Source organism: Seohaeicola sp. (assembly GCF_048006315.1).
GTDB lineage: Bacteria > Pseudomonadota > Alphaproteobacteria > Rhodobacterales > Rhodobacteraceae > Seohaeicola.
This window is the reverse complement of sequence record NZ_CP180350.1, coordinates 2,930,232-2,954,864: the sequence shown is the minus strand read 5'-3', so window position 1 is coordinate 2,954,864 and position 24,633 is coordinate 2,930,232. Positions and strand designations below refer to the sequence as shown.

At 66.3% G+C, this 24,633-nt stretch carries 24 protein-coding genes; 10 read left to right on the top strand and 14 right to left on the bottom strand.

The genetic code is table 11. From position 1 onward, the window contains the following. Window positions 1–36: 36 nt before the first annotated feature. Window positions 37–1,050 carry a polyprenyl synthetase family protein gene (locus ACMUJL_RS14790; protein WP_375573175.1) on the top strand — a complete coding sequence of 338 codons (1,014 nt, stop codon included), beginning with the start codon at window positions 37–39 and terminating at the stop codon, window positions 1,048–1,050. 67 nt (window positions 1,051–1,117) lie between these two features. On the opposite strand, the gene ACMUJL_RS14785 is transcribed toward ACMUJL_RS14790, so the two are convergent. The 3 genes from ACMUJL_RS14785 to ACMUJL_RS14775 form a co-directional block, all read right to left on the bottom strand. Further along, entirely contained in the window at window positions 1,118–1,969 is an 852-nt protein-coding gene (locus ACMUJL_RS14785) for a 4-(cytidine 5'-diphospho)-2-C-methyl-D-erythritol kinase (RefSeq protein ID WP_375573177.1), read from the bottom strand. Then, window positions 1,959–3,671 (bottom strand): tetratricopeptide repeat protein, encoded by a 1,713-nt coding sequence (locus tag ACMUJL_RS14780; protein ID WP_375573179.1) that lies wholly within the window; start codon window positions 3,669–3,671, stop codon window positions 1,959–1,961. The genes ACMUJL_RS14785 and ACMUJL_RS14780 overlap by 11 nt, the downstream gene beginning before the upstream one ends. 178 nt (window positions 3,672–3,849) lie before the next feature. Further along, window positions 3,850–5,499, bottom strand: coding sequence for an electron transfer flavoprotein-ubiquinone oxidoreductase (locus tag ACMUJL_RS14775; RefSeq protein ID WP_375573181.1), 1,650 nt, complete (start codon window positions 5,497–5,499; stop codon window positions 3,850–3,852). 249 nt (window positions 5,500–5,748) lie between these two features. Here ACMUJL_RS14775 and greA point away from each other — a divergent pair, with 249 nt between their 5' ends. From greA to ACMUJL_RS14755, 4 genes are all read left to right on the top strand, one after another. Then, window positions 5,749–6,219 carry a transcription elongation factor GreA gene (gene greA / locus ACMUJL_RS14770; RefSeq protein WP_068286145.1) on the top strand — a complete coding sequence of 157 codons (471 nt, stop codon included), beginning with the start codon at window positions 5,749–5,751 and terminating at the stop codon, window positions 6,217–6,219. A gap of 28 nt (window positions 6,220–6,247) precedes the next feature. After that, window positions 6,248–7,264 carry a hypothetical protein gene (locus ACMUJL_RS14765; protein WP_068286148.1) on the top strand — a complete coding sequence of 339 codons (1,017 nt, stop codon included), beginning with the start codon at window positions 6,248–6,250 and terminating at the stop codon, window positions 7,262–7,264. Window positions 7,265–7,384: 120 nt separating this feature from the next. Next, window positions 7,385–8,098 (top strand): AzlC family ABC transporter permease, encoded by a 714-nt coding sequence (locus ACMUJL_RS14760; RefSeq protein WP_375573184.1) that lies wholly within the window; start codon window positions 7,385–7,387, stop codon window positions 8,096–8,098. Then, entirely contained in the window at window positions 8,095–8,433 is a 339-nt protein-coding gene (locus tag ACMUJL_RS14755) for an AzlD domain-containing protein (RefSeq protein ID WP_375573186.1), read from the top strand. Before ACMUJL_RS14760 ends, ACMUJL_RS14755 begins: the two co-directional genes overlap by 4 nt. A 37-nt stretch (window positions 8,434–8,470) precedes the next feature. Here the strand turns inward: ACMUJL_RS14755 and ACMUJL_RS14750 are convergent, their stop codons facing one another. The 5 genes from ACMUJL_RS14750 to ACMUJL_RS14730 all read right to left on the bottom strand — a co-directional run bounded on the left by ACMUJL_RS14750 (window position 8,471) and on the right by ACMUJL_RS14730 (window position 12,683). Further along, on the bottom strand, window positions 8,471–9,133 hold the full coding sequence (locus tag ACMUJL_RS14750; RefSeq protein WP_068286152.1) for a hypothetical protein: 663 nt from the start codon (window positions 9,131–9,133) through the stop codon (window positions 8,471–8,473). Between the two features lie 40 nt (window positions 9,134–9,173). Next, window positions 9,174–9,308 (bottom strand): aa3-type cytochrome c oxidase subunit IV, encoded by a 135-nt coding sequence (locus tag ACMUJL_RS14745; RefSeq protein WP_375573188.1) that lies wholly within the window; start codon window positions 9,306–9,308, stop codon window positions 9,174–9,176. A gap of 130 nt (window positions 9,309–9,438) precedes the next feature. Continuing rightward, window positions 9,439–9,894: a DUF6173 family protein gene (locus ACMUJL_RS14740; RefSeq protein WP_068286155.1), complete on the bottom strand. Its 456-nt coding sequence runs from the start codon at window positions 9,892–9,894 to the stop codon at window positions 9,439–9,441. A 27-nt stretch (window positions 9,895–9,921) separates the two neighbouring features. Next, the gene (locus tag ACMUJL_RS14735; protein ID WP_375573190.1) at window positions 9,922–10,965 is read right to left on the bottom strand and encodes an MBL fold metallo-hydrolase; all 1,044 of its coding nucleotides are present in this window, start codon (window positions 10,963–10,965) and stop codon (window positions 9,922–9,924) included. Next, complete coding sequence (locus ACMUJL_RS14730) at window positions 10,965–12,683, bottom strand: acyl-CoA dehydrogenase (RefSeq protein WP_375573192.1); 1,719 nt, start codon at window positions 12,681–12,683, stop codon at window positions 10,965–10,967. The genes ACMUJL_RS14735 and ACMUJL_RS14730 overlap by 1 nt, the downstream gene beginning before the upstream one ends. 154 nt (window positions 12,684–12,837) lie before the next feature. Between ACMUJL_RS14730 and ACMUJL_RS14725 the strand changes: the two genes are divergently transcribed. Continuing rightward, window positions 12,838–13,809, top strand: coding sequence for an L-threonylcarbamoyladenylate synthase (locus tag ACMUJL_RS14725; protein WP_375573194.1), 972 nt, complete (start codon window positions 12,838–12,840; stop codon window positions 13,807–13,809). A gap of 35 nt (window positions 13,810–13,844) precedes the next feature. Here the strand turns inward: ACMUJL_RS14725 and ACMUJL_RS14720 are convergent, their stop codons facing one another. Beyond that, window positions 13,845–14,456, bottom strand: coding sequence for a YqgE/AlgH family protein (locus ACMUJL_RS14720; protein ID WP_375573196.1), 612 nt, complete (start codon window positions 14,454–14,456; stop codon window positions 13,845–13,847). A 182-nt stretch (window positions 14,457–14,638) separates the two neighbouring features. Here ACMUJL_RS14720 and ACMUJL_RS14715 point away from each other — a divergent pair, with 182 nt between their 5' ends. Further along, window positions 14,639–15,475 carry a protein-disulfide reductase DsbD domain-containing protein gene (locus ACMUJL_RS14715; RefSeq protein WP_375573198.1) on the top strand — a complete coding sequence of 279 codons (837 nt, stop codon included), beginning with the start codon at window positions 14,639–14,641 and terminating at the stop codon, window positions 15,473–15,475. Between the two features lie 39 nt (window positions 15,476–15,514). On the opposite strand, the gene ACMUJL_RS14710 is transcribed toward ACMUJL_RS14715, so the two are convergent. From ACMUJL_RS14710 to ACMUJL_RS14690, 5 genes are all read right to left on the bottom strand, one after another. After that, entirely contained in the window at window positions 15,515–18,913 is a 3,399-nt protein-coding gene (locus ACMUJL_RS14710) for an efflux RND transporter permease subunit (protein ID WP_375573200.1), read from the bottom strand. A gap of 5 nt (window positions 18,914–18,918) precedes the next feature. Further along, complete coding sequence (locus ACMUJL_RS14705) at window positions 18,919–20,394, bottom strand: efflux RND transporter periplasmic adaptor subunit (RefSeq protein ID WP_375573885.1); 1,476 nt, start codon at window positions 20,392–20,394, stop codon at window positions 18,919–18,921. Window positions 20,395–20,515: 121 nt separating this feature from the next. Further along, window positions 20,516–21,058, bottom strand: coding sequence for a molybdenum cofactor biosynthesis protein B (gene moaB / locus ACMUJL_RS14700; protein ID WP_375573202.1), 543 nt, complete (start codon window positions 21,056–21,058; stop codon window positions 20,516–20,518). Window positions 21,059–21,061: 3 nt separating this feature from the next. Then, window positions 21,062–21,694 (bottom strand): LysE family translocator, encoded by a 633-nt coding sequence (locus tag ACMUJL_RS14695; RefSeq protein WP_375573887.1) that lies wholly within the window; start codon window positions 21,692–21,694, stop codon window positions 21,062–21,064. Then, on the bottom strand, window positions 21,694–22,515 hold the full coding sequence (locus tag ACMUJL_RS14690; protein WP_375573204.1) for a uracil-DNA glycosylase: 822 nt from the start codon (window positions 22,513–22,515) through the stop codon (window positions 21,694–21,696). The genes ACMUJL_RS14695 and ACMUJL_RS14690 overlap by 1 nt, the downstream gene beginning before the upstream one ends. A gap of 105 nt (window positions 22,516–22,620) precedes the next feature. On the opposite strand from ACMUJL_RS14690, the gene ACMUJL_RS14685 reads away from it, so the two are divergent. Genes ACMUJL_RS14685 through ACMUJL_RS14675 form a run of 3 tightly spaced genes read left to right on the top strand, consistent with a single transcriptional unit; the run spans window position 22,621 to window position 24,586 of the window. Further along, the gene (locus tag ACMUJL_RS14685; protein WP_068286164.1) at window positions 22,621–23,577 is read left to right on the top strand and encodes an aspartate carbamoyltransferase catalytic subunit; all 957 of its coding nucleotides are present in this window, start codon (window positions 22,621–22,623) and stop codon (window positions 23,575–23,577) included. After that, window positions 23,574–24,134, top strand: a complete 561-nt coding sequence (locus ACMUJL_RS14680; protein ID WP_375573207.1) for a hypothetical protein — start codon at window positions 23,574–23,576, stop codon at window positions 24,132–24,134. The genes ACMUJL_RS14685 and ACMUJL_RS14680 overlap by 4 nt, the downstream gene beginning before the upstream one ends. Beyond that, the gene (locus ACMUJL_RS14675; RefSeq protein ID WP_068286169.1) at window positions 24,134–24,586 is read left to right on the top strand and encodes a hypothetical protein; all 453 of its coding nucleotides are present in this window, start codon (window positions 24,134–24,136) and stop codon (window positions 24,584–24,586) included. The genes ACMUJL_RS14680 and ACMUJL_RS14675 overlap by 1 nt, the downstream gene beginning before the upstream one ends. Window positions 24,587–24,633 lie beyond the last annotated feature (47 nt).

Sequence of the window (24,633 nt, the reverse complement as noted above, 5' to 3'; positions counted from 1 at the left end):
GGCGTGCGATTTGTCGACCCGTGCAGCAGGGAAAACATGAGCCTCGACCGCGCCGCGGCAACCGCCGCCACCAAACCGCATGAACAACTGGCCAGCCACCTTGCCGCAGGCATGGAGGCGGTCAATGCCCTGATCGGAGAACGGATGGCGTCGGAACATGCGCCGCGCATTCCGCAGGTCACGGCGCATCTGGTGGGGGCCGGCGGCAAGCGTCTGCGCCCGATGCTGACCCTCGCCGCGGCGGAACTCTGCGGCTACGACGGCCCCTTCCACGTGCACCTGGCGGCGACCGTCGAATTCATCCACACCGCCACGCTGCTGCATGACGACGTGGTCGATGAAAGCAGTCAGCGGCGCGGCCGACCCACCGCGAACCTGCTCTGGGACAACAAGTCATCGGTGCTGGTGGGTGATTACCTTTTCGCCCGAGCCTTCCAGTTGATGGTGGAGCCGGGCAATCTGCGGGTGCTGGAAATCCTGTCCAACGCCGCCGCGACGATTGCCGAGGGCGAGGTGCTGCAACTCAGCGCGGCGCAGGACCTCAAGACCGATGAAGGCATCTACCTCAAGGTGGTGCGCGGCAAGACGGCCGCACTTTTTTCCGCAGCCACCGAATCGGGCGGCGTGCTGGCCGGGGCGACGGCGACGCAGGTTCAGGCGCTCTTCGATTATGGCGATGCGCTGGGCATCGCCTTCCAGATCGTCGATGACCTGCTGGACTATGAGGGTGACAGCGGCGCCACCGGCAAGAATGTCGGTGACGATTTCCGCGAACGCAAGCTGACGCTGCCGGTGATCAAGGCCGTGGCCCTCGCCGACGCCGAAGAACGCGCCTTCTGGGCGCGCACGATCGAAAAGGGCGATCAGCGCGAGGGTGACCTGGATCACGCCATCGCCCTGATGCGGCGCCACGGCACGCTTGAGGCGACGCGCCGCGATGCGCTGGACTGGGCCACGCGCGCCAAGGATGCGATGCAGACCCTGCCCGATCATCCGCTGCGCCAGATGCTGGTCGACCTCGCCGATTACGTGGTTGCCCGCCTGCGCTGAAGCTGCGCTTCTTCTTGCCTGAAATATCCCCGCCGGAGGCATCCGCCCCCGCAGCCTGCGCGCAGGGCTAGGATAGACGCGCCGCACGCACCCACCAACCCGGCCGCGCCAGCGATGCGGCCGCACGGCCCGCCGCCTGCGTATCGGCATAAAGCCCGAAACAGGTCGCACCCGATCCGGACATGCGCGCCAGAAGGCAGCCATCCGTCGCCGCGATCGCCGCGATCACCTGCCCCACCAGGGGTTCTGCGGCAATGGCTGCGGCCTGCATGTCATTGCGCTGCACCGCCAGCCAACCGGCAAGCGCCGCGGCATCGCCCCAGCCCGGCAGGATTGCAGGCATCGGGGGATTGTCCTTGCGCGCAAGGCTGCGAAAGATCGTGGCGGTGGACACGGCAATGCCGGGATTGACCAGAACGGCATGCAGCGGCGGCAGATCATCGACCGGGCTTACCCGCTCGCCGATCCCTTCCATCCGCGCGGCCCGCGCCCTCAGGCAGACCGGCACATCCGCCCCCAGCGAAAGGCCCTGATCCGGCGGCAGGCCAATGTCAGGCCGCAAGGCGGCGATCCCGCGCAGCACGGCGGCGGCATCGGATGATCCGCCACCGATCCCGGCTGCGGCGGGCAGGTGCTTGTCCAGCCGGATATCAAGCGGAACGCCCATGCGGGCCGCCGCGCGCAGCACCAGGTTCTCGGGCCCCGTGGGCACGCCCTGCGCCATGGGCCCCGACACATGCAGCGCGGGCGACGCCGCCGCTGCCAGGCTCAGATGATCGCCGAGGTCCGCAAAGACCACCAGGCTGTCCAGCAGGTGATAGCCATCGGCGCGCTGACCTGTGACATGCAGCGTCAGGTTGATCTTGGCCGGGGCAAACGCGTCATGGCGGCCCGCAGGCTGGCCATCGTCAGTTGCCATTCGCAACCTGTTTCAGGGGCGCGGCACCTTCTTCTGCCAGCACCGCGTCCAGGCCGACCTCAAGCTTGCGGCGGATGCGGGTCGCGTCCTTCTCCTCGGGGTCGAAGGACAGCGCGCGCGTCCACTGGAAACGCGCCTCGCGGATGCGGCCCACGGACCACAGCACATCGCCAAGGTGATCGTTCACGATCGGATCGACCGGCATCAGCTCGGCTGCCCGTTCCATGTGCACGATCGCTTCCTCGTAGCGGCCCAGCCGGTAGAGGACCCAGCCAAGGCTGTCCACGATATAGCCGCTGTCGGGACGCGCCGCGACCGCACGCTCGATCATGTCCAGCGCCTCGTCCAGCTTCATCTGCTTTTCCACCAGGGAATAGCCAAGATAGTTCAGAACCTGCGGCTGGTCCGGGTTCAGTGCCAGCGCCTTGCGGAAATCCGCCTCGGCCTTGTCCCAGTTGTCCTGCCGTTCATGCGCGATGGCGCGGGCGTAATGGATGAACCATTGCCCCTGCTCTTCCGTCGCATAAAGCGCAAGCGCCTTGTCATAGGCGGTCACCGCATCGGCGAACCTTTCCATCTGGCGCATCAGGTCGCCCAGCGTCACGTGAACGATGGGCAGATCGCCATGGCTGCGCACCAGTTGCTCCAGCACTTCGACGGCAGCATCGACACGGTCCAGACGACGCAGTGCCTCGGCGCGGCCCAGCTCGGCCGCGTGGAAGGACGGATCGCTGGCGGGCACCTTCTTGTAGGTCTCGACCGCAAGCGCGAAACGCTCCATCGATTCCAGCAACGAGGCCGTCATCAGCAGCGCATCGGTATGATCTGGCCGCAGATAGGTCGCCACGCGCGCATAGAGCAGCGTGTATTCATCCCCGGCCTCGCGGCGCAGGAAGGACGAGACCGAGAAATAGACCTCGGCGATACCGTCCACCGGATTGCCGATCATGGTGAAGGGCAACACCTCGTTGGCCGACAGCGCCACATGCATCGCGGCCAGGGCCGGGTCCAGATCGGTGCCGAACATCTCGTCCAGCAGGGCGACGGCATCGGCATCGCGGTCAAGCTGGCTGAGGATCTGCACCCGCGCGATGGCGGCCCGGCGGGTCAGCAGCAGAGGGCCCGCCGCATCCGAGGCCATCAGCGCCTCGGCCCCTTCGAAATCGCCGACCATCGCCAGCGCCAGCGCCTTGTGATAGCTGGCGAAAGGGCCAAGCCCCGGCTGGTTCGCAAGATCGTCGAACGCTTTCAGGGCTGCGGATACATCGCCCTTGCCCATATGCGCCCATGCGGTGGTCAGACCGTCGACAAGGGGGCCGGTGCCGCGCCCGTCGGCCATGCGCGACAGCAGCACTTCGAAATCACCCGAACGCGCCTCGGCGGCCCCAAGGATCATGCTGGCGATCTGGCTGTTCAGCCCCTCGGCTTCCATCCGCTGGGCAATCGGCAAGGCACGATCAAGGTCCCCGAGAGACAGATAGGACAGCGCCGCGTTTTCCAGGATCATCGGATTCGACGGATCGCGCGTCAGCGCCAGCGTGAAATATTCCGCCGCAGACCTGTAATCCCCCATCAAGACGGCTTGGCGCGCGGCCAGGTAGGCACCGGTATTCGGCTCCGCCTGCGCCGGTGCGCCCCCAACCAGGAATGCGGCGCATGCCGCCAGGGCCAGTGACCGTACCGCCCGAATTCTGCCCGCCAATACCTTGCCTCCCGGTTGATGCCAGCCTGCTACGGGGCCCGCCTCCACGCAGGCCCACCAGCTTTGAAATGGAATCTAACGGTTCTGCGCACAAACGCAATGAGAGGCGGCAATTCGCCGCCTCTCTGATCGGGTTTCCGCCGCAAAACGCGGCAATCGCATCCGCTGCGGACGGATTTTACATGTTGGGATAGTTGGGTCCGTCACCGCCCTGCGGGGTCGCCCAGTTGATGTTCTGGCTGGGATCCTTGATGTCGCAGGTCTTGCAGTGAACGCAGTTCTGGAAGTTGATCACGAAGCGCGGGTCCTTGCCCTCTTCGGCCACCACCTCGTAGACGCCGGCCGGGCAATACCGCTGCGCCGGTTCCGCGTATTTCGGCAGGTTGACCGCGATCGGGACCGAGGCATCGCGCAGTTGCAGATGGCAGGGCTGGCTTTCCTCGTGGTTGGTCATCGAGAAGCTGACGTTGGTCAGACGGTCGAAGGACAGCTTGCCATCGGGCTTGGGATAGTCGATCGGCTTGTGCTTGCTGGCCTCTTCGGTCGCCGCGGCATCGGTCTTGCCATGGCCCAGCGTGCCGAACAGCGAAAAGCCAAGCGTGTTGGTCCACATGTCGAACCCGCCCAGCGTCAGGCTGGCCGTCAGGCCATATTTCGACCACAGCGGCTTGACGTTGCGCACCTTCTTGAGGTCCTTGCCGATGGCGCCTGTCCGCACTTCGGTCTCATAGGCGGTCAGCTCGTCGCTGGCACGGCCCGCGGTGATCGCCGCGAACGCGGCTTCCGCCGCGGCCTTGCCCGACAGCATGGCGTTGTGGTTGCCCTTGATGCGCGGCACGTTGACCATGCCGACCGAACAGCCCAGCAGCGCGACACCCGGCGCGACCATCTTGGGCATCGACTGATAGCCGCCCTCGGAAATCGCGCGCGCGCCATAAGCCACCCGCTTGCCGCCTTTCAGGAGTTCCGCCACCATCGGGTGATGCTTGAAGCACTGGAATTCCATGTAGGGAAACAGATGCGGGTTCTTGTAGTTCAGGTGCACCACGAAACCCACGTAGACCTGGTTGTTCTCGAGGTGATAGATGAACGACCCGCCGCCCGCATTGCTGCCCAGCGGCCAGCCCATCGTATGGGTCACGGTGCCGATCCGGTGCTTGGCCGGGTCGATTTCCCAGATTTCCTTCATGCCAAGGCCGAATTTCTGCGGCTCCTTGCCCTTGGACAGATCGTATTTCGCGATCACTTCCTTGGCCAGCGACCCGCGCACGCCTTCGGACAGGAAGACATATTTGCCGTGCAGTTCCATCCCCGGCTCATAGGCGTCGCCGATGCTGCCATCGGGATTGCGGCCGAATTCACCCGCGACCACGCCCTTGACCTCGCCTGCATCGCCGTAAACCAGCGCGGAACAGGACATGCCGGGGAAAATCTCGACACCCAGTTCCTCGGCCTGTTCGGCCATCCAGCGGCAGACATTGCCCATCGACACGATGTAATTGCCGTGGTTGTTCATCAAGGGCGGCATCGGAAAATTGGGGATGCGGATCTCGCCCGCCTCGCCCAGCATGTAGAAATTGTCCTCGGTCACCGGCACGTTCAGCGGTGCGCCCTTTTCCTTCCAGTCGGGGATCAGCGCATCCAGACCGCAGGGGTCCAGCACCGCGCCCGACAGGATATGCGCGCCCACTTCCGAGCCTTTTTCCAGAACGACCACGTTCAGATCGGCATCCAGCTGCTTCAGCCGGATCGCAGCCGACAGCCCCGCAGGACCGGCGCCCACGATGACGACATCATATTCCATGGTTTCGCGTGTCATATCCGACATGGCAGGCCCCTTCCGACAGTTCGCGCAACAAAATTGCCGCGATGGTTACCGCGCCGCAGCATTGCGCGTCAATTGCGACACGACGTTACAAGCGCCAAAAGCGCCAGAGGGGGGCAGATTGGCACTGTTGCGCCGCTGCATGGCTTCGACTATTGCAATGCCTGCGCGCCCTGGGGCAGGGTGTAGCGCACCAATGCCCGATTGCAAACCCGACCCTTTCCCGCAGACCAGTTAGACGGAACCCGTTCGATGGAAAAGATACCCATGACCCGCGCAGGTCACGCCGCACTTGAGGCCGAGTTGAAGCAGCTCAAATCCGTCGAGCGTCCGGCCATCATCAAGGCGATTGCCGAAGCGCGCGAGCATGGCGACCTGTCCGAGAATGCGGAATACCATTCGGCGCGCGAAAAGCAGTCCTTCATCGAAGGCCGCATCAAGGAACTTGAAGGGATCATTTCCCTGGCCGAGGTGATCGACCCCAAAAGCCTGTCCGGCGCGATCAAGTTCGGCGCGACCGTCACGCTGGTGGATGAGGATACGGACGAGGAAAAGACCTGGCAGATCGTGGGCGAACACGAGGCCAGCATCGAAAAGGGTCTTCTGAACATCCGCTCGCCCATCGCGCGCGCGCTGATCGGCAAGGACGAGGGCGATTCCGTGGAAGTGCGCACGCCCGGCGGCGAAAAGTCTTACGAAATCGTGAAAATCGCCTATATCTGACGCCGTTTCGCAGGGAAGTACTGGTTCAATGGTTGGCAGGAACGACGGCAAATCGACCCCGCTCGGGATCTATGACCGTGCGCGCACGGCGCAGATCACCTCGATCGAGGTGGTCGCGATTGCGTTGTCTTTCGTCTGGCTGCTTCTGTGCGGGCTGTTCTTCATGATGGTCCCCTCTGCGGAGGCACCGGATGAGGGCGGCGCGCTGCGCTTCATGATGACCATGCTGGCGATGTTCATGCCCGTCGCGATGATCTGGGTTGCCGCCACCGCCGCGCGGGCCAGCCGCGTGATGCGCGAGGAAAGCCAGCGCCTGCAAGCCGCGATCGACGCGATCCGCCAGGCCTATGTGGCGCAATCCCAGGGCCGCGTGCTGGGCACCGAACCCTCGGTCGCCCGCAAGCTGGATGAAATCGCGGCCGCAACCCGCAAGACCGAAACCGAACTGGCCAAGTTCACCTCGAGCCGTCCGCAGGGCGTGCCGCTGCGCCCAAGGCCAGAGGCGCAGGCGAAGGCTGCCCCCGAGGATCAGGCCGCGCTGCCGCTTGGCACCCCTGCCGAGGAAATCGGCCCGCCCCTGTCGCGCGAGGATTTCATCCGCGCGCTGAACTTTCCCGAAACCGCCGAGGACGAGGAAGGCTTTGCCGCCCTGCGCAAGGCGCTGCGCGACCGTCAGGCGGCACAGCTTGTGCAGGCCAGCCAGGATGTGCTGACGCTGCTGTCGCAGGATGGCATCTACATGGATGATCTGCGCCCCGACATGGCCCGGCCCGAAATCTGGCGCCGCTTCGCCGGTGGCGAACGCGGGCGCGCCATCGCCGCGCTGGGCGGGATCAGGGATCGTTCCTCGCTGGCGCTGACCGTCGGGCGGATGAAGCAGGATCCGATCTTCCGCGATGCGGCCCATCATTTCCTGCGCCGATTCGACAAGATGTTCACCGAATTCGAACGCGACGCCACGGATGCCGAAATCTCGGACCTGTCCAACACCCGCACCGCCCGCGCCTTCATGCTGCTGGGCCGCGTGGCCGGAATTTTCGACTGACCGCCTGAAGCCCCGCATGCAAACGGCCTTGGCCCCGCGCACCTGCCCTGACCTATCGGGAATTGAATCTCCCTCTGGCACCGCTTAGGGGTGTGTCACGCCCTGATCCGAAGGCACCAGATGACCGTCACCACCCCACATTCCGCCTATTGGGAGGGCGTCCGCGATGGGCTGCCCTTTATCCTTGTCGTGGCGCCCTTTGCCCTGCTGTTCGGCGTTGTCGCCACCGAAGCGGGCCTGAACGTCTGGGAAACGCTGGCCTTTTCCGTGGTCGTGATTGCCGGTGCCGCACAGTTCACCGCCTTGCAACTCATGCAGGAAAACGCGCCAACCGTGATCGTCCTGGCCTCGGCGCTGGCGGTGAACCTGCGCATGGCGATGTATTCGGCCTCGCTGACGCCGCATCTGGGGGCCACACCGATCTGGCAACGGGCGCTTGCCGCCTACATGATGGTGGACCAGTCCTATGCCTGTTCGATCCTGGCATACGAGCGTAACCGCGACTGGACGCCCATGCAGAAGATGGCCTTCTACTTTGGCGCGGTCACGCCCGTGATCCCGGTGTGGTACGCGATGACCGTCGCCGGTGCGCTGATCGGATCGTCGATGCCTGCCGGGCTGGCGCTTGATTTCGCCGTGCCCATCACCTTCATCGCGATGATCGCGCCTGCGCTGCGCACCCTGGCGCACAAGGCGGCGGCCACCGCGTCGGTCGTGCTGGCGCTTGGCTTTGCCTTCGTGCCCTTCAACCTTGGCCTGATCATCGCGGGAATCGGCGGGATGATGGTGGGCGCGCAGGTCGAACTCTGGATGGACCGGAGGGCACGGACATGACCGATCCGATCATCGCCAAGGGAACCCTCTGGACCGTGATCATCCTGCTGGGGCTAGGCAGTTTCGCGCTGCGCTTTGCCTTCCTCGGGCTGATCGGCAACCGTCCGATGCCCGACTGGATCATGCGCCACCTGCGCTATACCGCCGTGGCGGTGCTGCCGGGGCTTGTCGCGCCGCTGGTAGTCTGGCCGGGTGCCACGGATGGCGTGCTGGACCTGCCAAGGCTGACCGCCGCGCTGACCACGCTTGTCGTCGGCTATCTGACCAAGAACGTGCTGGCCGCGATCTTTTCAGGCGCGGGGATGCTTTATCTGTTGCTCTACCTGATGGGCTGAGCGGACAGGCCGCACAGATCAGCCTGCCGGGCGGGGATCACTCGGCCTTGGCCGCCTCCTGCGCCTCGCGCGAGGCACGGACACGATCGGGATCGAAGGATTCCAACGCCTTGAACCGATCCGCATCGTCGTATTCGTAAAGGCGTTGTGTCGTGGCCCCCGGCAGATTGCCGAATTGTTCGGCCAGCTGGTTGGGGAACCACGTGGTGCGGATCGCACCGTTCAGCCCCGGCACATCGCGCAACAGGCTGGAGGTGCTGAGCGCGCATTGCGCACGCGGCACGGGCCCCGCGACCAGGATGCGCCGCAGCACATCTTCGGCTACCTCGGGCGGGACTTCGACCTGCTGCACGATCACATGGAAGGTCTCGCGCGCATGAAACCGTGTATAGGTGTCTTCCATCACCGGGGTCACGCCATAGACCACGTCATTCTTCGTGGCGATGCGCGGATGACGGAACGAGCCGGCCGGGTCGAAGATGACCCGTTGGCTGCCATTCACCATCAATGACGTATGTGCCCCAGAACCGTTGGAATTGTTGACCATCGTGTAAAGGGTCAACGAGGGCGGTCCGTCGTGGCGATAGACCTGCGCCGCGATCTGGTCATCGGGCAGCGATTGGGCAGGTTCGGGCTGTGGCGCACAGGCGCCGATTGCTGCGACCAGCCCAAGGGCCAGAATGATGCGCGACACAGACATCAGTAACCCCTGACAGCCCGACGGCCCGAAAGCCTTCGGATCAGCTGTTGACCAGCGCCATGAACAGCAGGATGCCGATGATCACCATAACGGACCGGATGGTGAAGGTCACAAAGCCCTCAAAGGTCTTTTCCTGCACTTCAACGTTCATCTCGCCATGCTTGTGTTCGGCCATCGGGGTCTTCCTCTGCTTGGGTGTCCTGTGCCGGTCCGGCACCTGTCTGGGCAGCGGATACCGCAATTTTTTCCGCGTGTCATCCAGTCAAAACGGCGCAGCAGGCCGAATTTTGACCCTGTGCGACACCTCAGCCCTTGTCCAGACGCCGTGCCAGGCGGAAACCGATGCGCTTGGGCGGCTCCTCTTCGGTGGCCTTGGGCATGGCCCGCAGAATCACGCTCAACTGGCTGACATGCTGGATCAGCTGGGTCGGCACGCCATCCTCGTCCGTGCCGTAGAAGGTCAGGATATCGGGGTCGAAAAAGCCCATCCCCTCGATCTGCAGGATACCAGCCTCGCTGCCGGCAAAGCCCATGGCAACCTCGTGCTGATTGTCCAGCTGATCCTCGAACTCCTGGATATAGATCACCAGCCGTTCATAGGCCCATTCGGCCTCGCTCTTGTCGGCGATATCGACGGCGTCCAGATCCTCGACCAGCTTGCCGACAGCCGCCTCATCCGCATCGGCGCGCAGGTCGCAGCGGCGCGGCATCAGCGGATCCCGCTCGTTCGCCTCGGCCACGGTGCTGATCTTGGTTTCCATCGCAGCGCCCTTCCCTGAACCGGGGGATCAGCGCACCGCCTGCCAGAGCCAGGCCCCGTCCTCGCGCGCCACCCGCGTCACCTGGCCGAGTCTATGCAGATGGTTCAGATGTGCAACCGTCTCGACCAGCGCCAGCCCATAGGTGCCCGCATCGATGCGCCGCTTGAACAGCGGGGCAAAGCAGTCACCCGCCACGCGCGGCTGATCCAGATGCGCCAGCAGGCGACGCAAGCCGCCGTGATGGTTGTCGATCAACTGGCGCATGCGGAACGGCAGGCCCGTGAACGGCAGCTTGTGTCCCCCAAGCACCAGGTGATCCTCGCGCGCCAACTGGCCCAGCCGCTCGCAGGCCTCCAGCCAGTCGGCCAGCGGGTCGGCCTCGGGCTCGGTCGCGTAGACACCGATATTCGGGCTGATCGAGGGCAGGATCTGATCGCCCGAGATGACAAGGTTGCAGTCCCTGCTCCACAGCGTCAGGTGCTCGGGCGCATGGCCCGCGCCGATATGCACGTCCCAGTCGCGCCCCGCCGACCGGATCACGTCGCCCTGCTGCACCCTGTGATAGCCCACCGGCAAGGGATGCGCGATATCGGCAAAGTTGAAGGGCCGCTCGCTGCTGCGTTTCGCATAGATCTCCGCATCCATCCCCGCTCTGCGCCAGAAGGCCAGGGCCTGCGGGCTGGGCCGGTCCTCGGCATCAAGGATCAGCATCCGCGCCATCAGCCAGGCCGTACGCGTTGTCCACAGCGCGGCGCCCTGGTGCTGCATCAGCCAACCGGCCATGCCGACGTGATCGGGATGGTGATGCGTCAGGATCACCCGGCCCACGGGCTTGCCGCCCAGCGCGCCTGTCAGCAACTCTTCCCACAGGGCGACCGATTTGCGCGAATGCACGCCCGTGTCGACGATGGTCCAGTAATCACCCTCGTCCAGCGCATAGATGTTGACGTGATCCAGCGCCATCGGCAGCGGCAGGCGGATCCACAGGATGCCCTCTGCCACCTGCACCGTCTCTCCGGTCGCCGGGGCGGCCTCCCATGGATACCGGATGCCGCCGCCCGTGCCGTCCATCACGCGCACAGCTCCGCATCTGTCATGGCATAGAGATCCTCGGCCCCGGCCATCGCCTGCACCAGCAGCGCCTGGTGTTCGGGCAGAAGACGGTTCACGTAGAACCGCGCCAGCTTGACCCGTGGGCCTTCGCCCCCCTCGGCCAAGGCCGCCTTCAGATGGAAATGCGCCCCCAGCACCCGCGCGAAAGCCCGCAGGAAGGGAACCGATCCGGCGAAACGGGTCGTCATGTCGGATTGCGCCACCAGCCACTCCACCGCCTCGCGCAGGGTTTCGGTGGCCTGCCAGACCTTTTCGGCCATGACGGGATGGATGGTGCGGGCGGTTTCGGCATGGGCCTCGATCTCGTCCAGCAGGCGGAACGCAGCCTCGCCCCCGTCCATCATCTTGCGCCCCACAAGGTCCATCGACTGGATGCCGTTGGTCCCCTCGTAGATCGCGGTCACGCGCACATCGCGGCTGAACTGCGCGGCACCCGTTTCCTCGACAAAGCCCATGCCGCCATGCACCTGCACACCCATCTCGGCCACGCCGATGCCCACATCCGTGCCGAACGCCTTGGCAATGGGCGTCAGCAGCGCCGCGCGCGCCTTGCATTCGGCCTCGCCCGTGGCGGTCCCCAGGTCGATCGCAACGGCGCAGGCCAGCGCGATCGACCGCGCGGCGAAGGTCTCGGCCTTCATGGTCAGAAGCATCCGGCGCACATCGGCATGATCCAGGATCGGCCCGCGCCCCTCGCCCACCGGCGTGCGCCCCTGCCGCCGATCCGCCGCATAGGCCAGCGCATGCTGGGTGGCGGCCTCGGCCACGCCGATCCCCTGGCACCCCACGCCAAGGCGGGCGTTGTTCATCATGGTGAACATGGCGGCCATGCCGTCATGTTCATGTCCGATCAGCCAGCCGGTCGCACCCTCGTACTGCATCACGCAGGTCGGGCTGCCATGCAGGCCCATCTTGTGCTCAAGGCTCACCACCTTCAGGCTGTTGGCCACCCCCGGATTGCCCCTGGCATCCGGGATCAGCTTGGGCACCAGGAAAAGGCTGATCCCCTTGGTGCCGGGCTTACCATCGGGCAGCCGCGCCAGCACCAGGTGGCAGACATTGGCGCTGAAATCATTGTCGCCCCAGCTGATGTAGATCTTCTGCCCGGTGATCGCATAGGTCCCGTCGCCGTTGGGCACTGCCTTGGTGGTCAGGGCCCCCACGTCGCTGCCCGCCTGCGGTTCGGTCAGGTTCATGGTGCCGCACCATTCGCCGGTGACCAGCTTTGGCAGGTAAAGCGCCTTGATCGCGTCGCTGGCATGATGCTCCAGCGCCTCGATCTGGCCCTGCGTCATCAAGGGGTTCAGTTGCAGAGACAGGCAGGCGCCGCTCATCATCTCGTTGACGGCGGTGGTCACGGTCATCGGCAGGCCCATGCCGCCGAATGCGGGGCTCGCCGCGATCGACACCCAGCCGCCTTCGGCGACGGCCGCATAGGCCTCGGCGAAACCGGGCGTGGTGCGGACCTTGCCGTTTTCCAGCCGCGCGGGATGCAGATCGCCGGTGCGCTGCAAGGGTGCCAGCTTGTCCTCGCACAGTTTGCCCGCCTCGATGAGGATCGCATCGGTCACATCGGCCGTCGCATCCGCGAAACGCGCCGTGCCGACGACACGGCTAAAATCGGCCACATGGTTGAAGATGAAGCGGAATTCCTCGACAGGGGCGCGGTAGGTCATCGGTCGTCTCCTTCAGGCCGTCGGATCCTCGCCACGGCCCTGCAGCCGGAAGCTTGGCAAAGACGCACGGCACTTGTATGCAACGGTGTTTCCGCAACGTGAACCCAAGCGCGGCGGCCTTCAACAGAAACGCGGCGTCATTGGACAAGACAGCATGACCAGCACCGAACTGCTTGCCCCCGATGAGGCCGGTATCGCCCGCGCCGCCAGTCTCCTGGCGGCGGGTGGTCTGGTCGCCTTTCCCACCGAGACGGTGTACGGGCTGGGTGCCGACGCGCGCAACAGCCTGGCCGTGGCCCGCATCTTCGAGGCCAAGGGAAGGCCCCGTTTCAACCCGCTGATCGTGCATGTGCCCGATGCCGATGCCGCGCGCCGCCATGTCCAGTGGTCCGACACGGCCGAGGCTTTGGCCCGCGCCTTCTGGCCCGGCCCCCTGACCCTTGTGCTGCCGATCCGCGCGGATTCCGCGCTGTCCGATCTTGTCACCGCCGACCTGCCCAGCCTGGCGATCCGCGTGCCGGCCCATCCTTTGGCGCGCCACCTGCTTGCGGCCTTCGGCGGCCCCGTCGCCGCCCCCTCGGCCAATCCCTCGGGCCGGATCAGCCCGACCACGGCAGCCCATGTGATGGCGGGTCTCGATGGCCGGATCGAGGCCGTGCTGGATGGCGGCCCCTGCCCCGTGGGCCTCGAATCCACCATTCTCGGCCTGACGGGCGCGCCCACCCTGCTGCGCCACGGCGGCCTGCCCGCCGAAGAGATCGAGACCTGCCTCGGCCACCCCCTCGCCCAGGACATCACCCCGCGCAAGCTGACGGCGCCGGGTCAGATGGAATCCCATTACGCGCCCGACGCGCTGTTGCGCCTGAACGCAACCTCCGCCGCCCCCGGTGAACTGATGCTGGGCTTCGGCGCGATGGACTGCGACCTGAACCTTTCGCCCACGGGCACACTGACCGAGGCGGCGGCCAATCTCTTTCCGCATCTGCATGCGCTGGACGGGCGCGGCGCGGCCCGCATCGCCGTGGCCCCGATCCCCGACACCGGGCTGGGCCGCGCGATCAACGACCGCCTGCGCCGCGCCGCCGCCCCGCGTCCCCAGGCGACGCCGCCCGTTTCTTCTTGCTGAAAATATCCCCGCGCGGAGCGCAGCCAGCGCCGCAGTCAGGCGCGGCCCGTAGCCGAGGACAGCGCCAGCGCATCCACACCCAACCGGCGCAGCGCTGCATCCCATTTGACCGCATCGGCCGTATCGAACACCAGTTCAGCCGCGGCATCCACGGTCAGCCAGCCATTCTGCGCGATTTCACGCTCCAGCTGCCCCGGCCCCCATCCCGCATAGCCCAGCGCCACGATGGCGCGCGCGGGTCCGTGGCCCGCACCGATATCCTCCAGCACATCCAGCGTGGCGGTCATTCCGAAACCGCCCGCCACCTCCAGCGTGGTCACGCGCGAGCGGTAGTCGCCCGAATGCAGCACGAATCCGCGCGCATGTTCGACGGGCCCGCCGAAATGCACGGGCCTGTCGGCCAGCCCCGGCACGACACTGACCGATACCTGTTCCAGCAACATGCGCAGGCTCAGATCGACGGCGGGCTTGTTCACGATCAGCCCCATCGCCCCATCGGCGGAATGGGCGCAGAGGAACACGACCGACCGGGCAAAGCGGGGATCCTCCATCGCGGGCATGGCGATCAGCAGTTTTCCGGTCAGGTCCAGCCTGCCGGCTCTGCCCGGTTTGCCCTGTTGCCCTGATGTCGGATCCGCCTTGTCCATGCCCCAGATATATGTCCCGTGCTGCCTCTTGCCAGACTGCATCCCAAAACAGCCACGGGCAAGCAGGCATCTGCCAAAGCGGCGGGCAGGCCGCAGCCCGGTGATCACGGTTAGGTCAGAACGCCGCAACATCTCCCGAATGTGAGTTGTCCTTGAGCAGAGATTCGCGCATCACCAGACGCATGACCGCCTTGCATCCTTCCCTTGCCACCCGCCTTCTTCTGCCGCTGCTTCTGGTGGCGGGACTGTCCATGCCTGCGCAGGCCGGCAGCGACAGCCCGGCCGACATGGTGCGGATCGAGGTGCTGCCGGGCTGGAGCACGGAAGGCGGACAACATGTCGTGGCACTGCATCTTGCCCTGGCGCCCGGCTGGAAAACCTATTGGCGTGCGCCCGGTGATGCGGGCATCCCCCCGGCGATGGAGTTTCATGGCGCGCATAACCTTGCCTCTGTGGATCCGGTCTGGCCGACGCCCCGGGTCTTCAGCCAGAACGGCCTTCAGACAGTCGGATATGCCGACGAACTGGTCCTGCCCCTGCTGGTGGCGCCCCGGGATCCCGGTCAACCCGCCCGCCTGTCGGCCCGTCTGCAGATCGGGATCTGCAGCACGATCTGCGTGCCGGTCGAATTCGATCTCGCGCTGGACCTGCCCGCAAGGGGCAGCGATGCGCAGCAGGCGATGATCCGGGCCGCCCTGGCCGATCAGCCGGTGACCGCGGCGCAGGCCGATGTGCGCCGCGTGACCTGCAGCCTCAGCCCGATCAGCGATGGCTTGCGCCTCTCGGTCGAGATCGACATGCCCAGCGCCGGCGGGACCGAGACCGTTCTGGTCGAAACCGCCGATCCGCAGGTCTGGGTGGCCGAAACCGAAAGCACCCGAAAGGGTCAGACGCTGCGCGCAGTGACCGAACTGGTCCATGTGTCGGGGCAGGCCTTCGCGCTTGATCGCTCCGGCCTCAGGATGACGGTTCTGGGGGCCGAACGCGCCGTGGACATTCACGGCTGCACGTCGGATTGACCGGGGGATTGACCGGGCCGCGCGCCGCGGCCCTTGGGGTCATGCCTCGCGCGCGGCGCCACGCGCCTTGCGCGACTGCCACAGGATGATCGCGCCGAAGGCCACCACCAGGCCACCTGAGATACCCCCCAGGAACAGCAACAGCGCCGCCATCATGGGCGTGCCCTGCGCAAGCCCCGGCATCAGCCCGGCCAGCACGGCGGGCAAGGCACCCTGCCAGGCCACCATGCCAAGCGTCGCACCCAGCCAGGCAAGGCCCGACGCCGCCACCAGCCTGAGCGGCAGCGCGGTCCGCCGCTGGCGCAGCCCGCGCCGGAACGCTTGCACCTGCCGCGCCACATCCTGCTGGATCGCCATCAGCGCAGGCACCACCAGCAGCACCAGCACCATCCCGAAACCCAGGCCGTAAACCAGCGTGATCACCGTCGGCTTGAGGAATTGCGCCTGCGACGATGTCTCGTACAGCAGCGGCGCAAGGCCCAGCACCGTCGTCAGCGTCGTCAGCATCACGGCCCGCAAACGGTCTGCCGTCCCGTCGATGATCGCGGGAACCAAGCCGCGCTCGCGCGCCTTTTCGTCGATGGTCGTGACCAGCACGATGGAATCGTTGATGATGATCCCCGTCATCCCCAGCAGACCCACGATGGTGAACATCGACATCGGCACATCCCACAGCGCATGGCCCCATATCGTGCCGACCAGTCCGAAGGGGATGACAGCCATCACCACGACCGGGCGGGTCCAGCTGGCAAAGATCCAGGCCAGAACAAGGTAGATCCCCGTCAGGCACAGGATCAGGCCGGTGCGCGCATCCGACAGGAACGCATCCTCCTGTTCCGACAGTCCCGCCAGACGATATTCCAACTGCATCTCGGAGGCGATGCGCGGCAGGATCTCGTCCGTCAGGGCCTGCATCACGGCGGCGGCGCGGGCGGGATCGTCCTCGGATATGTCGCCGGTCACAGTGATCACCCGCAGGCCGTTTTCCCGGCGCACGGTCGAAAAGCCGGCCCGCGCCGCGACGCTGACGATATCGGCCAGCGGCACATAAGCGCCCGATGGCGCGCGCAGCAGCATCCGCTCCATGAAATCGCCGGTCAGCTCATCGCCGGGCAGTTCCACCCGGATCGCGGCGCTGCGCGGCCCCTCGGGATAGGTCGCGGCCTCCAGCCCGTTCAGCCGGTGCCGCAGCACCCGGCCCAGATCGTCGATGGCAAACCCCATGGCCTGCCCCTGCGGCGTCAGTTCGAGGATCAGCTCTTCCTTGTCATAGGCCAGCGTATCCTCGACCGCCGACACCTCGGAAAAGCGCGCCAACTCGGTCTTGAGCGCCTCGCTCGCCGCCTTCAGCCCCTCTGCGGTGGCGCCATAGAACTGCACGTTCAGCGCCTCGCCCGCCGGGCCTGACCGCCAGCCCCGGAAACTGACGGTTTCGGCCAGGGGATGCATCTGCACCGCGTCCTGCAGATCTGCCACGAAGGCGAAGGACGAATAGGGCCGCAGATCCGGGTCGATCATCTCGATCGACAACCCCCCAAGCAGATCGGCCTCGGTATCCTCGGCACCGGGCAGGGACCGGCCCGAGTTGCCGCCGATTTCCGCGATCATGTAGGCGATGGGATTGCGGCCATGCTCGGCCTCGTAGCGCGCGGCAACCTCGATGGCGGCGCGCTGCATCTCGTGCATCATGGCCAGCGTGTCGCTGCGGCTGGCGCCCTGCAGCATCGCGAAATTGCCCGTGATGCTGCCCTGTTCGGGCGAGTTGAAGAACCGCCAGGGCACATCGCCCCGCACCAGCGCGGCCACCTGCACCGCCAGCAGCAGGATCACCCCCGCCAGCACGGGATAACGCGCCCTGACCACCAGCCCCATCAGCGGCCGGAACCCCCGGTCGCGCAACCAGTCGAAGCCCCGGTTCACGGCGCGGCTGGGCAGGTCATACCAGTGATCCCGGACGGCATGCGCCAGCGCATGAGACATGTGATTGGGCAGGATCAGGAAGCATTCCACCAATGACGCCGCAAGGACCACGATCACCGTAAAGGGAATATCGGCGATCAGCGTGCCCATGCGCCCGCCCACGACGACCAGCCCGAAAAAGGCGATCACCGTGGTCAGCATCGCGGCGAAAACCGGCATCGCCATGCGCCGCGCGGCATTCTCGGCGGCCACGACAGGCGGCTCTCCCATGCGGTAGCGCGCATCGGCATGCTCGCCCACCACGATGGCATCATCCACCACCAGCCCCAGCGTGATGATCAACCCGAACAGGCTGATCATGTTCAGCGTCAGCCCGAAGCCATACATCAGCGCGATCGCCGCCAGCATCGCCACCGGGATACCCGCCGCCACCCAGAAGGCGGTGCGCGCGTTCAGGAACAGGAACAGCAGCCCCACCACCAGCGCCAGACCCGTCAACCCGTTCGAGATGAGCAGGTCCAGACGTCCCGTGATCTGTTCGGCACGGGTGCGGATCAGATCGACCGTCACGCCCGCAGGCAGCGTGGCCTGCAATGCCGCCGCCGCCTTTTCGACCTGCGCCTGCGCGCGGATCGCATCACCACTGGCCGAGCGATCGACGCGGATCGTCATGGCCGGGTTGTCGCCCACGAAATACCCCCGCTCGCGGTCCACGCCCAGCTTTTCGACTTGCGCCACGTCCGACAGCCGCAGAACCGATCCGTCCGGGTTCGACCGCAGCACGATCTGCGCAATCTGGTCGGGCGCGGTGCGGCCCGACCCCGTGCGCACCCGCGCATTCGCACCGGTCACATCGCCGGCGGGGTCGGCCGTCACCTCGGCCGCGATGACGGCCGCGATCTCGGCGATGGAAATGTCATGCGCCATCAACTTGACCGACGCGACCTCGACCAGCGTTTCCGGCGCGGCCACACCGCGCACCGTGGTCCGCGTGATGCCTTCCGCGAAAAGCCGCGTCACCAGTTCATCGGCAAAGCGCGCCAACTGGTCCACCCCGACCGGGCCGGTGATCACCACGTCGGTGACGCGATCACGCCAGATGCCGCGCTGCACCTGCGGCTCCTCCGCCTCGTCGGGCAGGGTCGTGATCTGATCCACGGCGGCCTGCACATCCTCGGCGGCGCGGCCCATGTCCCAACCGGGTTCGAACTCCAGCCGGATCGACGCGCGCCCCTCGCGGCTGGAGGATGACGACGACGCGACCCCTTCCACCGACAAGAGCGCCGGTTCCATCACCTGCACGATGGCATTGTCCACGTCTTCGGCCCCGGCCCCTTGCCAGGCCACGCTGACGGTGACGTCATCGACGACCACATCGGGAAAGAACTGCGCGCGCATGTTGGGCGCGGCGGCCAGCCCGGCCACGACCATCAGCACCAGCAGCAGGTTCGCGGCCGTCCTGTGCCGCGTGAAATAGGACAGGATGCCACCGGCGACGGGGGGGATGCCGCGCACCATCCCGCTCAGCCCCCGATCCGCTGTTCAAGCCGCTGCACGACGGCGGCCGGCACGCGATCTTCCTGCAGCTGCGCCAGCAGCCGGTTGCGCATCTCGGCGGGCATGCGGGTATTGCCCTCGACGAAGGCCACAAGGCGGGCGCGCCGCTCGGCTGTCAGTTCCAGAAGTTCCGGCGCCGTCGGGGCTGCTTGCGCCTGATCGTCCTGCGCATCCTTGGCGCGCAACGGTCGCACGCCGATGCCTGCCCCCAGCAGCGGGGTGCGCCGGGTCACGATCTCGCGCCCCTCAAGCCCTGCGGCGGCCACCAGGATGTCGTTGCCCTGCCGACGCAGCAAGGTGACTGGCAGCACCTCGAGCCGGTCGCCATCGCCCAGCGCCAGAACGGTGCCCGCGCTGTCCATCGCAGACCCCGGCAGGCGCACCACGTCGGTCAATGCAGGCTCGTCCACCTCGACCGTCACGAAATCGCCGGGCTTCAAACCGCCCGGATCATCCAGCGCGGCATAGATCAGCCGCCCCGATTGCCCCTCGGCCACCGTCGCATTGTCACGGGTCAGACGGCCCGCGCGTTCCAGTTCCAGGCCAAAGGCATCAAGGCGCACCCGGACCGGCAGATCGGCCAGACGCCCCTGCCCATCCAGCAACCGGCCATGCTGCGCGGTCGAGACGCGAAAGGCCACATCAAGACTGTCTGGATCTATCAGCAAACCCAGTTGTTCATTGGCCGACACCAGGCGGCCTTCGACCAGGCTGACACCCCCCAGAACACCGCTGAACCGGGCGCGGATCACCGTATCCTCCAGCCGTCGCTCGGCCTCGGCCAGGGCGATGGCCGCGCGCTCCTGCCGGGTTGCGGATTGGGCCAGCCGCGCCTCGGCCTGCGCGATCGCCTGGCGACGGGTCAGAACCGCCTGACGCGCCGCACTTGCCGCCAGTTCGGCGGTTTCCACCGCCGCATCAGACCCGACCCCGCGCGCCGCGATGTCGCGCTGCCGCAAGGCCGCGCGTTCGCGCAAGGCAACCTGATCCTCGGCCGCGACCAATTCGGCGCGCGCCAGATCCAGCGCCACGGCCGCATCGCGCGCCTCGGCGGTGGCGTCGCGTGCATCGGCCTGCGTCCGCGCCAGCGCATCCTGTGCCGCGGCAGGATCGATCCGCACCAGCACCTGCCCTTCGCGCACGCTGCCGCCTTCGACGAATTCGGGCGCGATCTGTAGCACCGCGCCGCCCGTCGCGGCCCGGATTTCAAGCGTCCGGCGGCTTTGCACCTGTCCATAGGCGGTCAGCACCGGGATCACATCCTGCGCCTCGGCCGCGACCACGTTCACGGAAAAAAGCCGCTCGCGCGCTTCGGGCATCCGGGCTTCGCGCGACAGGCGGTCCTGCACGGCCTCGCGCAGGGTCTGCCCTGCCATGACCAGAAGGGCCAGCGTCAGGAAGATCAGGAAAAGGCCGCTCAGGCCCCGGCGCAGAAACCGCATCGTCATTCGATCCTTGCATTCAGGGGTCAAGCCCCGGCCGCATAGCCTAGCGGGATCGCAACACTTGCCAAGCCACAAGCCCGTGACGCCGCGTCATCAGCCGTTGATACGCAACAGAACCCTATTTCCGTCGCTTGTGTTCCTCGAGGCGCGGAAAGATCTCGACGAAGTTGCAGGGACGGTGCCTGTAATCCAGCTGCAGCGCCAAAATCTCGTCCCAGGCATCACGGCAGGCACCGGGGCTGCCGGGCAGCGCAAACAGGTAGGTGCCCCCCGCCACACCCGCCGTCGCGCGGCTTTGCACGGCGCTTGTGCCGATCTTCTTCATCGACACGATGGTGAAGACCGTGCCGAAGGCGTCGATCTCCTTTTCATAGACGTCGCGATGCGCCTCGACCGTCACATCACGCCCGGTCAGGCCGGTGCCACCCGTCGAAATGATCACGTCAATTGCGGGGTCAGCAATCCATTCGCGCAATTGTTGCGCAATATCGGCGCGTTCATCGCGGATAATTGCACGTACAGCCAGAACATGCCCCGCCGCCGTCAAACGTTCGACCAGCGTATCGCCGGACCGGTCATCCGCAGCCGCGCGCGTGTCCGACACGGTCAGAACCGCGATCCGTACCGGCACGAATTCCTTGCTCTCATCGATCCGCGACATGGATCATCCTTTCTGCATCAGGGCCAGCCTGAGGGCGAGGCCAGTGAATATCCCGGCGCTGATCCATCCCAGCAGCCGGGCCAACCGCAGATTGCCCGCAAGACGGCCCGCAACCCCTGCGGCAAAGACGCCCACCGCACCGTTGATCACGAAACCGCCCAGGGACAGAACCGCGCCATAGATCAGGAACTGCGCCAGCACCGCACCACGGGCGGGGTCCACGAATTGCGGCACGAAGGCCAGCACGAAGAGGATCACCTTGGGATTGGTCAGGTTCACCGCCAGACCGTGCAGGAATGCGCGAAAGGCCGCGCGGGGGCGTATCTGGCGCGCCTCGGCCATCTCGATCGGCCCCACGCGCAACGCCTGCACAGCGAGAAAAAGCAGATAGGCGACCCCGATCCAGCGGATCACGTCCAGTGCGCCAGGCATCGCCGCGATCAGGGCACTGAGGCCCAGCCCCGCAATCGCGGCATGGCAGAGACCGCCAATCGCGATTCCTCCGCTGGCCGCGATGGCAGGCCGCGCACCGGCCCTCATTCCCTGGCCCAGGCAGAACATCATGTCGGCCCCCGGCGTCAGGTTCAGCGCCAGCCCGGCGGGCAGAAAGGCCAGAAGCAGCAGGGGATCGACGATCATGTAGCGCGTGCCAAACGGTTCTGGATCGCCAGCAGGTCAGCCCAAGCCTCGCGCTTGGCGGCAGGGTTGCGCAGAAGATAAGCCGGATGCGTCATCGGCATCGCGGGCAGACCCGCGGCCTCGGCCCATGTGCCGCGCAGGCGCAGGATACCCTTGCGCTGCAACAGGGCATCACAGGCGTGATTGCCCATCAGGATCAGGATCTCGGGGCGCGCCAGCGCGATATGCCGCTCGAGGAAGGGGCGCATCATGGCGATTTCTGCAGCTTCGGGGTCACGGTTTTGCGGCGGCCGCCAAGGCAGGACATTGGTGATGTAGACAGACCCGTCCACCTGATCGGAACCGCGCGCCAGCCCGATCGCGGCCAGCATGCGGTCCAGCAACTGACCCGCCGGCCCCACGAAGGGCCGCCCCTCCAGATCCTCTTCGCGCCCCGGCGCCTCGCCCACGATCATGACGCGCGCGCCGGGCATACCGTCGGCAAAGACGAAATTGCGCGCCCCGCGCCTGAGGTCGCAAAGGGAAAACCCCTCCATCGCCTCCCGGAGGGCGGGCAGATCGGCGGCGGCCGCGGCGGCGCGACGCGCCTCGGCCACGGGATCGACCTGCGCCATGGGCACGATGCGGGCAGGCTGCGGCGCGCCCGTTCCGGGTGTGTCCGGGGCGGGGGCTGCCGCCATCTTGCGCACCGAAACAGGGGCTGCATCCGGCAACTCGTAGCGGTTGACCGGCATGTCCTGGATGCATTCATCCGCCCCCAGCGCGATATGCCAGTCCAGAAGCGCCCTTGCGCTGCGGTGATCCAGTACCGATTCCATGGCGTCACTCTATCCCGCCGGCCCGGACAGCGAAAGCATGCCACGCATCCTTGCCGCAGGCGCACGGGCTTTCTATAAGCAGGCCATGAACCCAAGGAGGCCCGCATGAGTTTCGCCCAAAGACATCTGCTGGGGATCGAACCGCTGGCCCCGCAGGAAATCACCACGATTCTGGACCTTGCGGATCAATATGTCGCCCTGAACCGGCGCGATGTGAAACATGGCGATGTGCTGGCGGGCCTGACCCAGATCAACATGTTCTTCGAGGCCTCGACCCGCACACAGGCCAGTTTCGAACTGGCGGGCAAGCGGCTGGGCGCGGATGTGATGAACATGTCGATGCAGGCCTCGTCCATCAAGAAGGGCGAGACGCTGATCGACACGGCGATGACCCTGAACGCGATGCATCCCGACCTGCTGGTGGTGCGCCATCCGCATTCCGGCGCGGTCGACCTGCTGGCGCAGAAGGTCAATTGCGCCGTGCTGAACGCAGGCGACGGGCGGCACGAACACCCCACGCAGGCCCTGCTGGACGCGCTGACGATCCGCCGCGCCAAGGGCCGCCTGCACCGGCTGAACATCGCGATCTGCGGCGACATCGCCCACAGCCGCGTGGCCCGCTCGAATATCCTGCTTCTGGGCAAGATGGAGAACCGCATCCGCCTGATCGGCCCGCCCACCCTGATGCCGGCGGGCATCGGCGATTTCGGGGTCGAGGTCCATGAGGACATGCGCGCAGGCCTGCAGGACGTGGATGTGGTCATGATGCTGCGGCTGCAGAAGGAACGGATGGACGGCGGCTTCATCCCGTCCGAGCGCGAGTATTACCACCGATTCGGGCTGGATGCCGAAAAGCTGGCCCATGCGAAGCCCGACGCGATCGTCATGCACCCCGGCCCGATGAATCGCGGGGTCGAGATCGACGGCACGCTGGCCGATGACATCAACCGTTCGGTCATCCAGGAACAGGTGGAAATGGGCGTGGCCGTCCGCATGGCGGCGATGGACCTTCTGGCGCGCAACCTGCGCGCGGCGCGCAGCACGGCCGGTGTGATGGTATGACCGATCCGCTGCATGTCCGCGACGCCGAATTCGGCACCGTGCGCATCTTCGGCCTGCGCGGCACCGAGGCCGAGATCGCCCGCATGACGGAACGGCGGCCGGATGCCGAAGGCAAGCTGCACTGGCCCTTGCTGGCCGAACTTGGCGTCGATCACCTGGACGAAAGCCATGTCGAGGTTTTCGATGTGGCGCAACTGGGTGACATCGGGCTGACCGGCTACATGGAAGAGGGGCTTGGCATCCCCGCCGCGGAGATCGCCGCACATCGCGCGCTGCTGGAAAACGAAGGTGGCAAGGTCGTGATCCTGCTGGCCGGGGCCTTTGGCGGACAGGCGGCGCAGATTGCGCCATCGGACAGGCTGACCTTTCTGGGCCTCTTCACCGAGGAACGCCCCCCGGTGACCTTCGACCCGCTGCCCACGGGTGGCGCGAAGGGCGCGCCCCTCTCGGGCGGGCGCAAACCCGTCTCGGATGCCGCCATGTCGGGCCGGATCGCGATGGTCGCCTTGCTGGTGCTTTTCGTGCTGACGGGCCTTGTCGTCTGGATGGCCGGGTGATGGACAGCGCCCAATCCCATGCGCTGACCCCGACCGCGCCATTGGCGGATGGCGAAACCGTTCTGCACAGCTTCCGCGCCGACCGGGCCACCTATTGGCGCGATCACGCCTGGATGGCGGCCGGGGCCATGGGCCTTGGCATGGCGATCCTCTGGGTGATCGGAAACCCTCATGTCTGGACAGGTGCCGTGGGCGGCCTTGCCGCGATCGCGATCCGCGCGGGCTATGTCGCCTCGGACGAACTGGGGGTGCGCTGGGATCTGACCGACCGGCGCCTTCTGGGACCCGGCGGCCGTGCGGTGTCCCTGCGCGGGATCAAGGCGGTGAACAAGCTGGGATCAGCCGTGCAGATCGTGACGCACGGGGGCGACAAGCACCTGATCAAGTACCAGTCCGACGGCGCGGCCGCCCGTGCACGACTGGAACGGGCCATGGCAGGGGCCACGGGCTGAGGCAGGCAACACGCCATGCCTTGCCCGGAAAGGCCTGCAAGGGTCGT

Coding starts and splice junctions, on each gene's coding strand:
- ACMUJL_RS14790 (WP_375573175.1), top strand. CDS start 37: ATGAGCCTCGACCGCGCCGCGGCAACCGCCGCCACCAAACCGCATGAA.
- ACMUJL_RS14785 (WP_375573177.1), bottom strand. CDS start 1,969: ATGGCAACTGACGATGGCCAGCCTGCGGGCCGCCATGACGCGTTTGCC.
- ACMUJL_RS14775 (WP_375573181.1), bottom strand. CDS start 5,499: ATGTCGGATATGACACGCGAAACCATGGAATATGATGTCGTCATCGTG.
- greA (WP_068286145.1), top strand. CDS start 5,749: ATGGAAAAGATACCCATGACCCGCGCAGGTCACGCCGCACTTGAGGCC.
- ACMUJL_RS14765 (WP_068286148.1), top strand. CDS start 6,248: ATGGTTGGCAGGAACGACGGCAAATCGACCCCGCTCGGGATCTATGAC.
- ACMUJL_RS14760 (WP_375573184.1), top strand. CDS start 7,385: ATGACCGTCACCACCCCACATTCCGCCTATTGGGAGGGCGTCCGCGAT.
- ACMUJL_RS14755 (WP_375573186.1), top strand. CDS start 8,095: ATGACCGATCCGATCATCGCCAAGGGAACCCTCTGGACCGTGATCATC.
- ACMUJL_RS14750 (WP_068286152.1), bottom strand. CDS start 9,133: ATGTCTGTGTCGCGCATCATTCTGGCCCTTGGGCTGGTCGCAGCAATC.
- ACMUJL_RS14745 (WP_375573188.1), bottom strand. CDS start 9,308: ATGGCCGAACACAAGCATGGCGAGATGAACGTTGAAGTGCAGGAAAAG.
- ACMUJL_RS14740 (WP_068286155.1), bottom strand. CDS start 9,894: ATGGAAACCAAGATCAGCACCGTGGCCGAGGCGAACGAGCGGGATCCG.
- ACMUJL_RS14735 (WP_375573190.1), bottom strand. CDS start 10,965: ATGGACGGCACGGGCGGCGGCATCCGGTATCCATGGGAGGCCGCCCCG.
- ACMUJL_RS14730 (WP_375573192.1), bottom strand. CDS start 12,683: ATGACCTACCGCGCCCCTGTCGAGGAATTCCGCTTCATCTTCAACCAT.
- ACMUJL_RS14725 (WP_375573194.1), top strand. CDS start 12,838: ATGACCAGCACCGAACTGCTTGCCCCCGATGAGGCCGGTATCGCCCGC.
- ACMUJL_RS14720 (WP_375573196.1), bottom strand. CDS start 14,456: ATGGACAAGGCGGATCCGACATCAGGGCAACAGGGCAAACCGGGCAGA.
- ACMUJL_RS14715 (WP_375573198.1), top strand. CDS start 14,639: ATGACCGCCTTGCATCCTTCCCTTGCCACCCGCCTTCTTCTGCCGCTG.
- ACMUJL_RS14710 (WP_375573200.1), bottom strand. CDS start 18,913: ATGGTGCGCGGCATCCCCCCCGTCGCCGGTGGCATCCTGTCCTATTTC.
- ACMUJL_RS14705 (WP_375573885.1), bottom strand. CDS start 20,394: ATGCGGTTTCTGCGCCGGGGCCTGAGCGGCCTTTTCCTGATCTTCCTG.
- moaB (WP_375573202.1), bottom strand. CDS start 21,058: ATGTCGCGGATCGATGAGAGCAAGGAATTCGTGCCGGTACGGATCGCG.
- ACMUJL_RS14690 (WP_375573204.1), bottom strand. CDS start 22,515: ATGGAATCGGTACTGGATCACCGCAGCGCAAGGGCGCTTCTGGACTGG.
- ACMUJL_RS14685 (WP_068286164.1), top strand. CDS start 22,621: ATGAGTTTCGCCCAAAGACATCTGCTGGGGATCGAACCGCTGGCCCCG.
- ACMUJL_RS14680 (WP_375573207.1), top strand. CDS start 23,574: ATGACCGATCCGCTGCATGTCCGCGACGCCGAATTCGGCACCGTGCGC.
- ACMUJL_RS14675 (WP_068286169.1), top strand. CDS start 24,134: ATGGACAGCGCCCAATCCCATGCGCTGACCCCGACCGCGCCATTGGCG.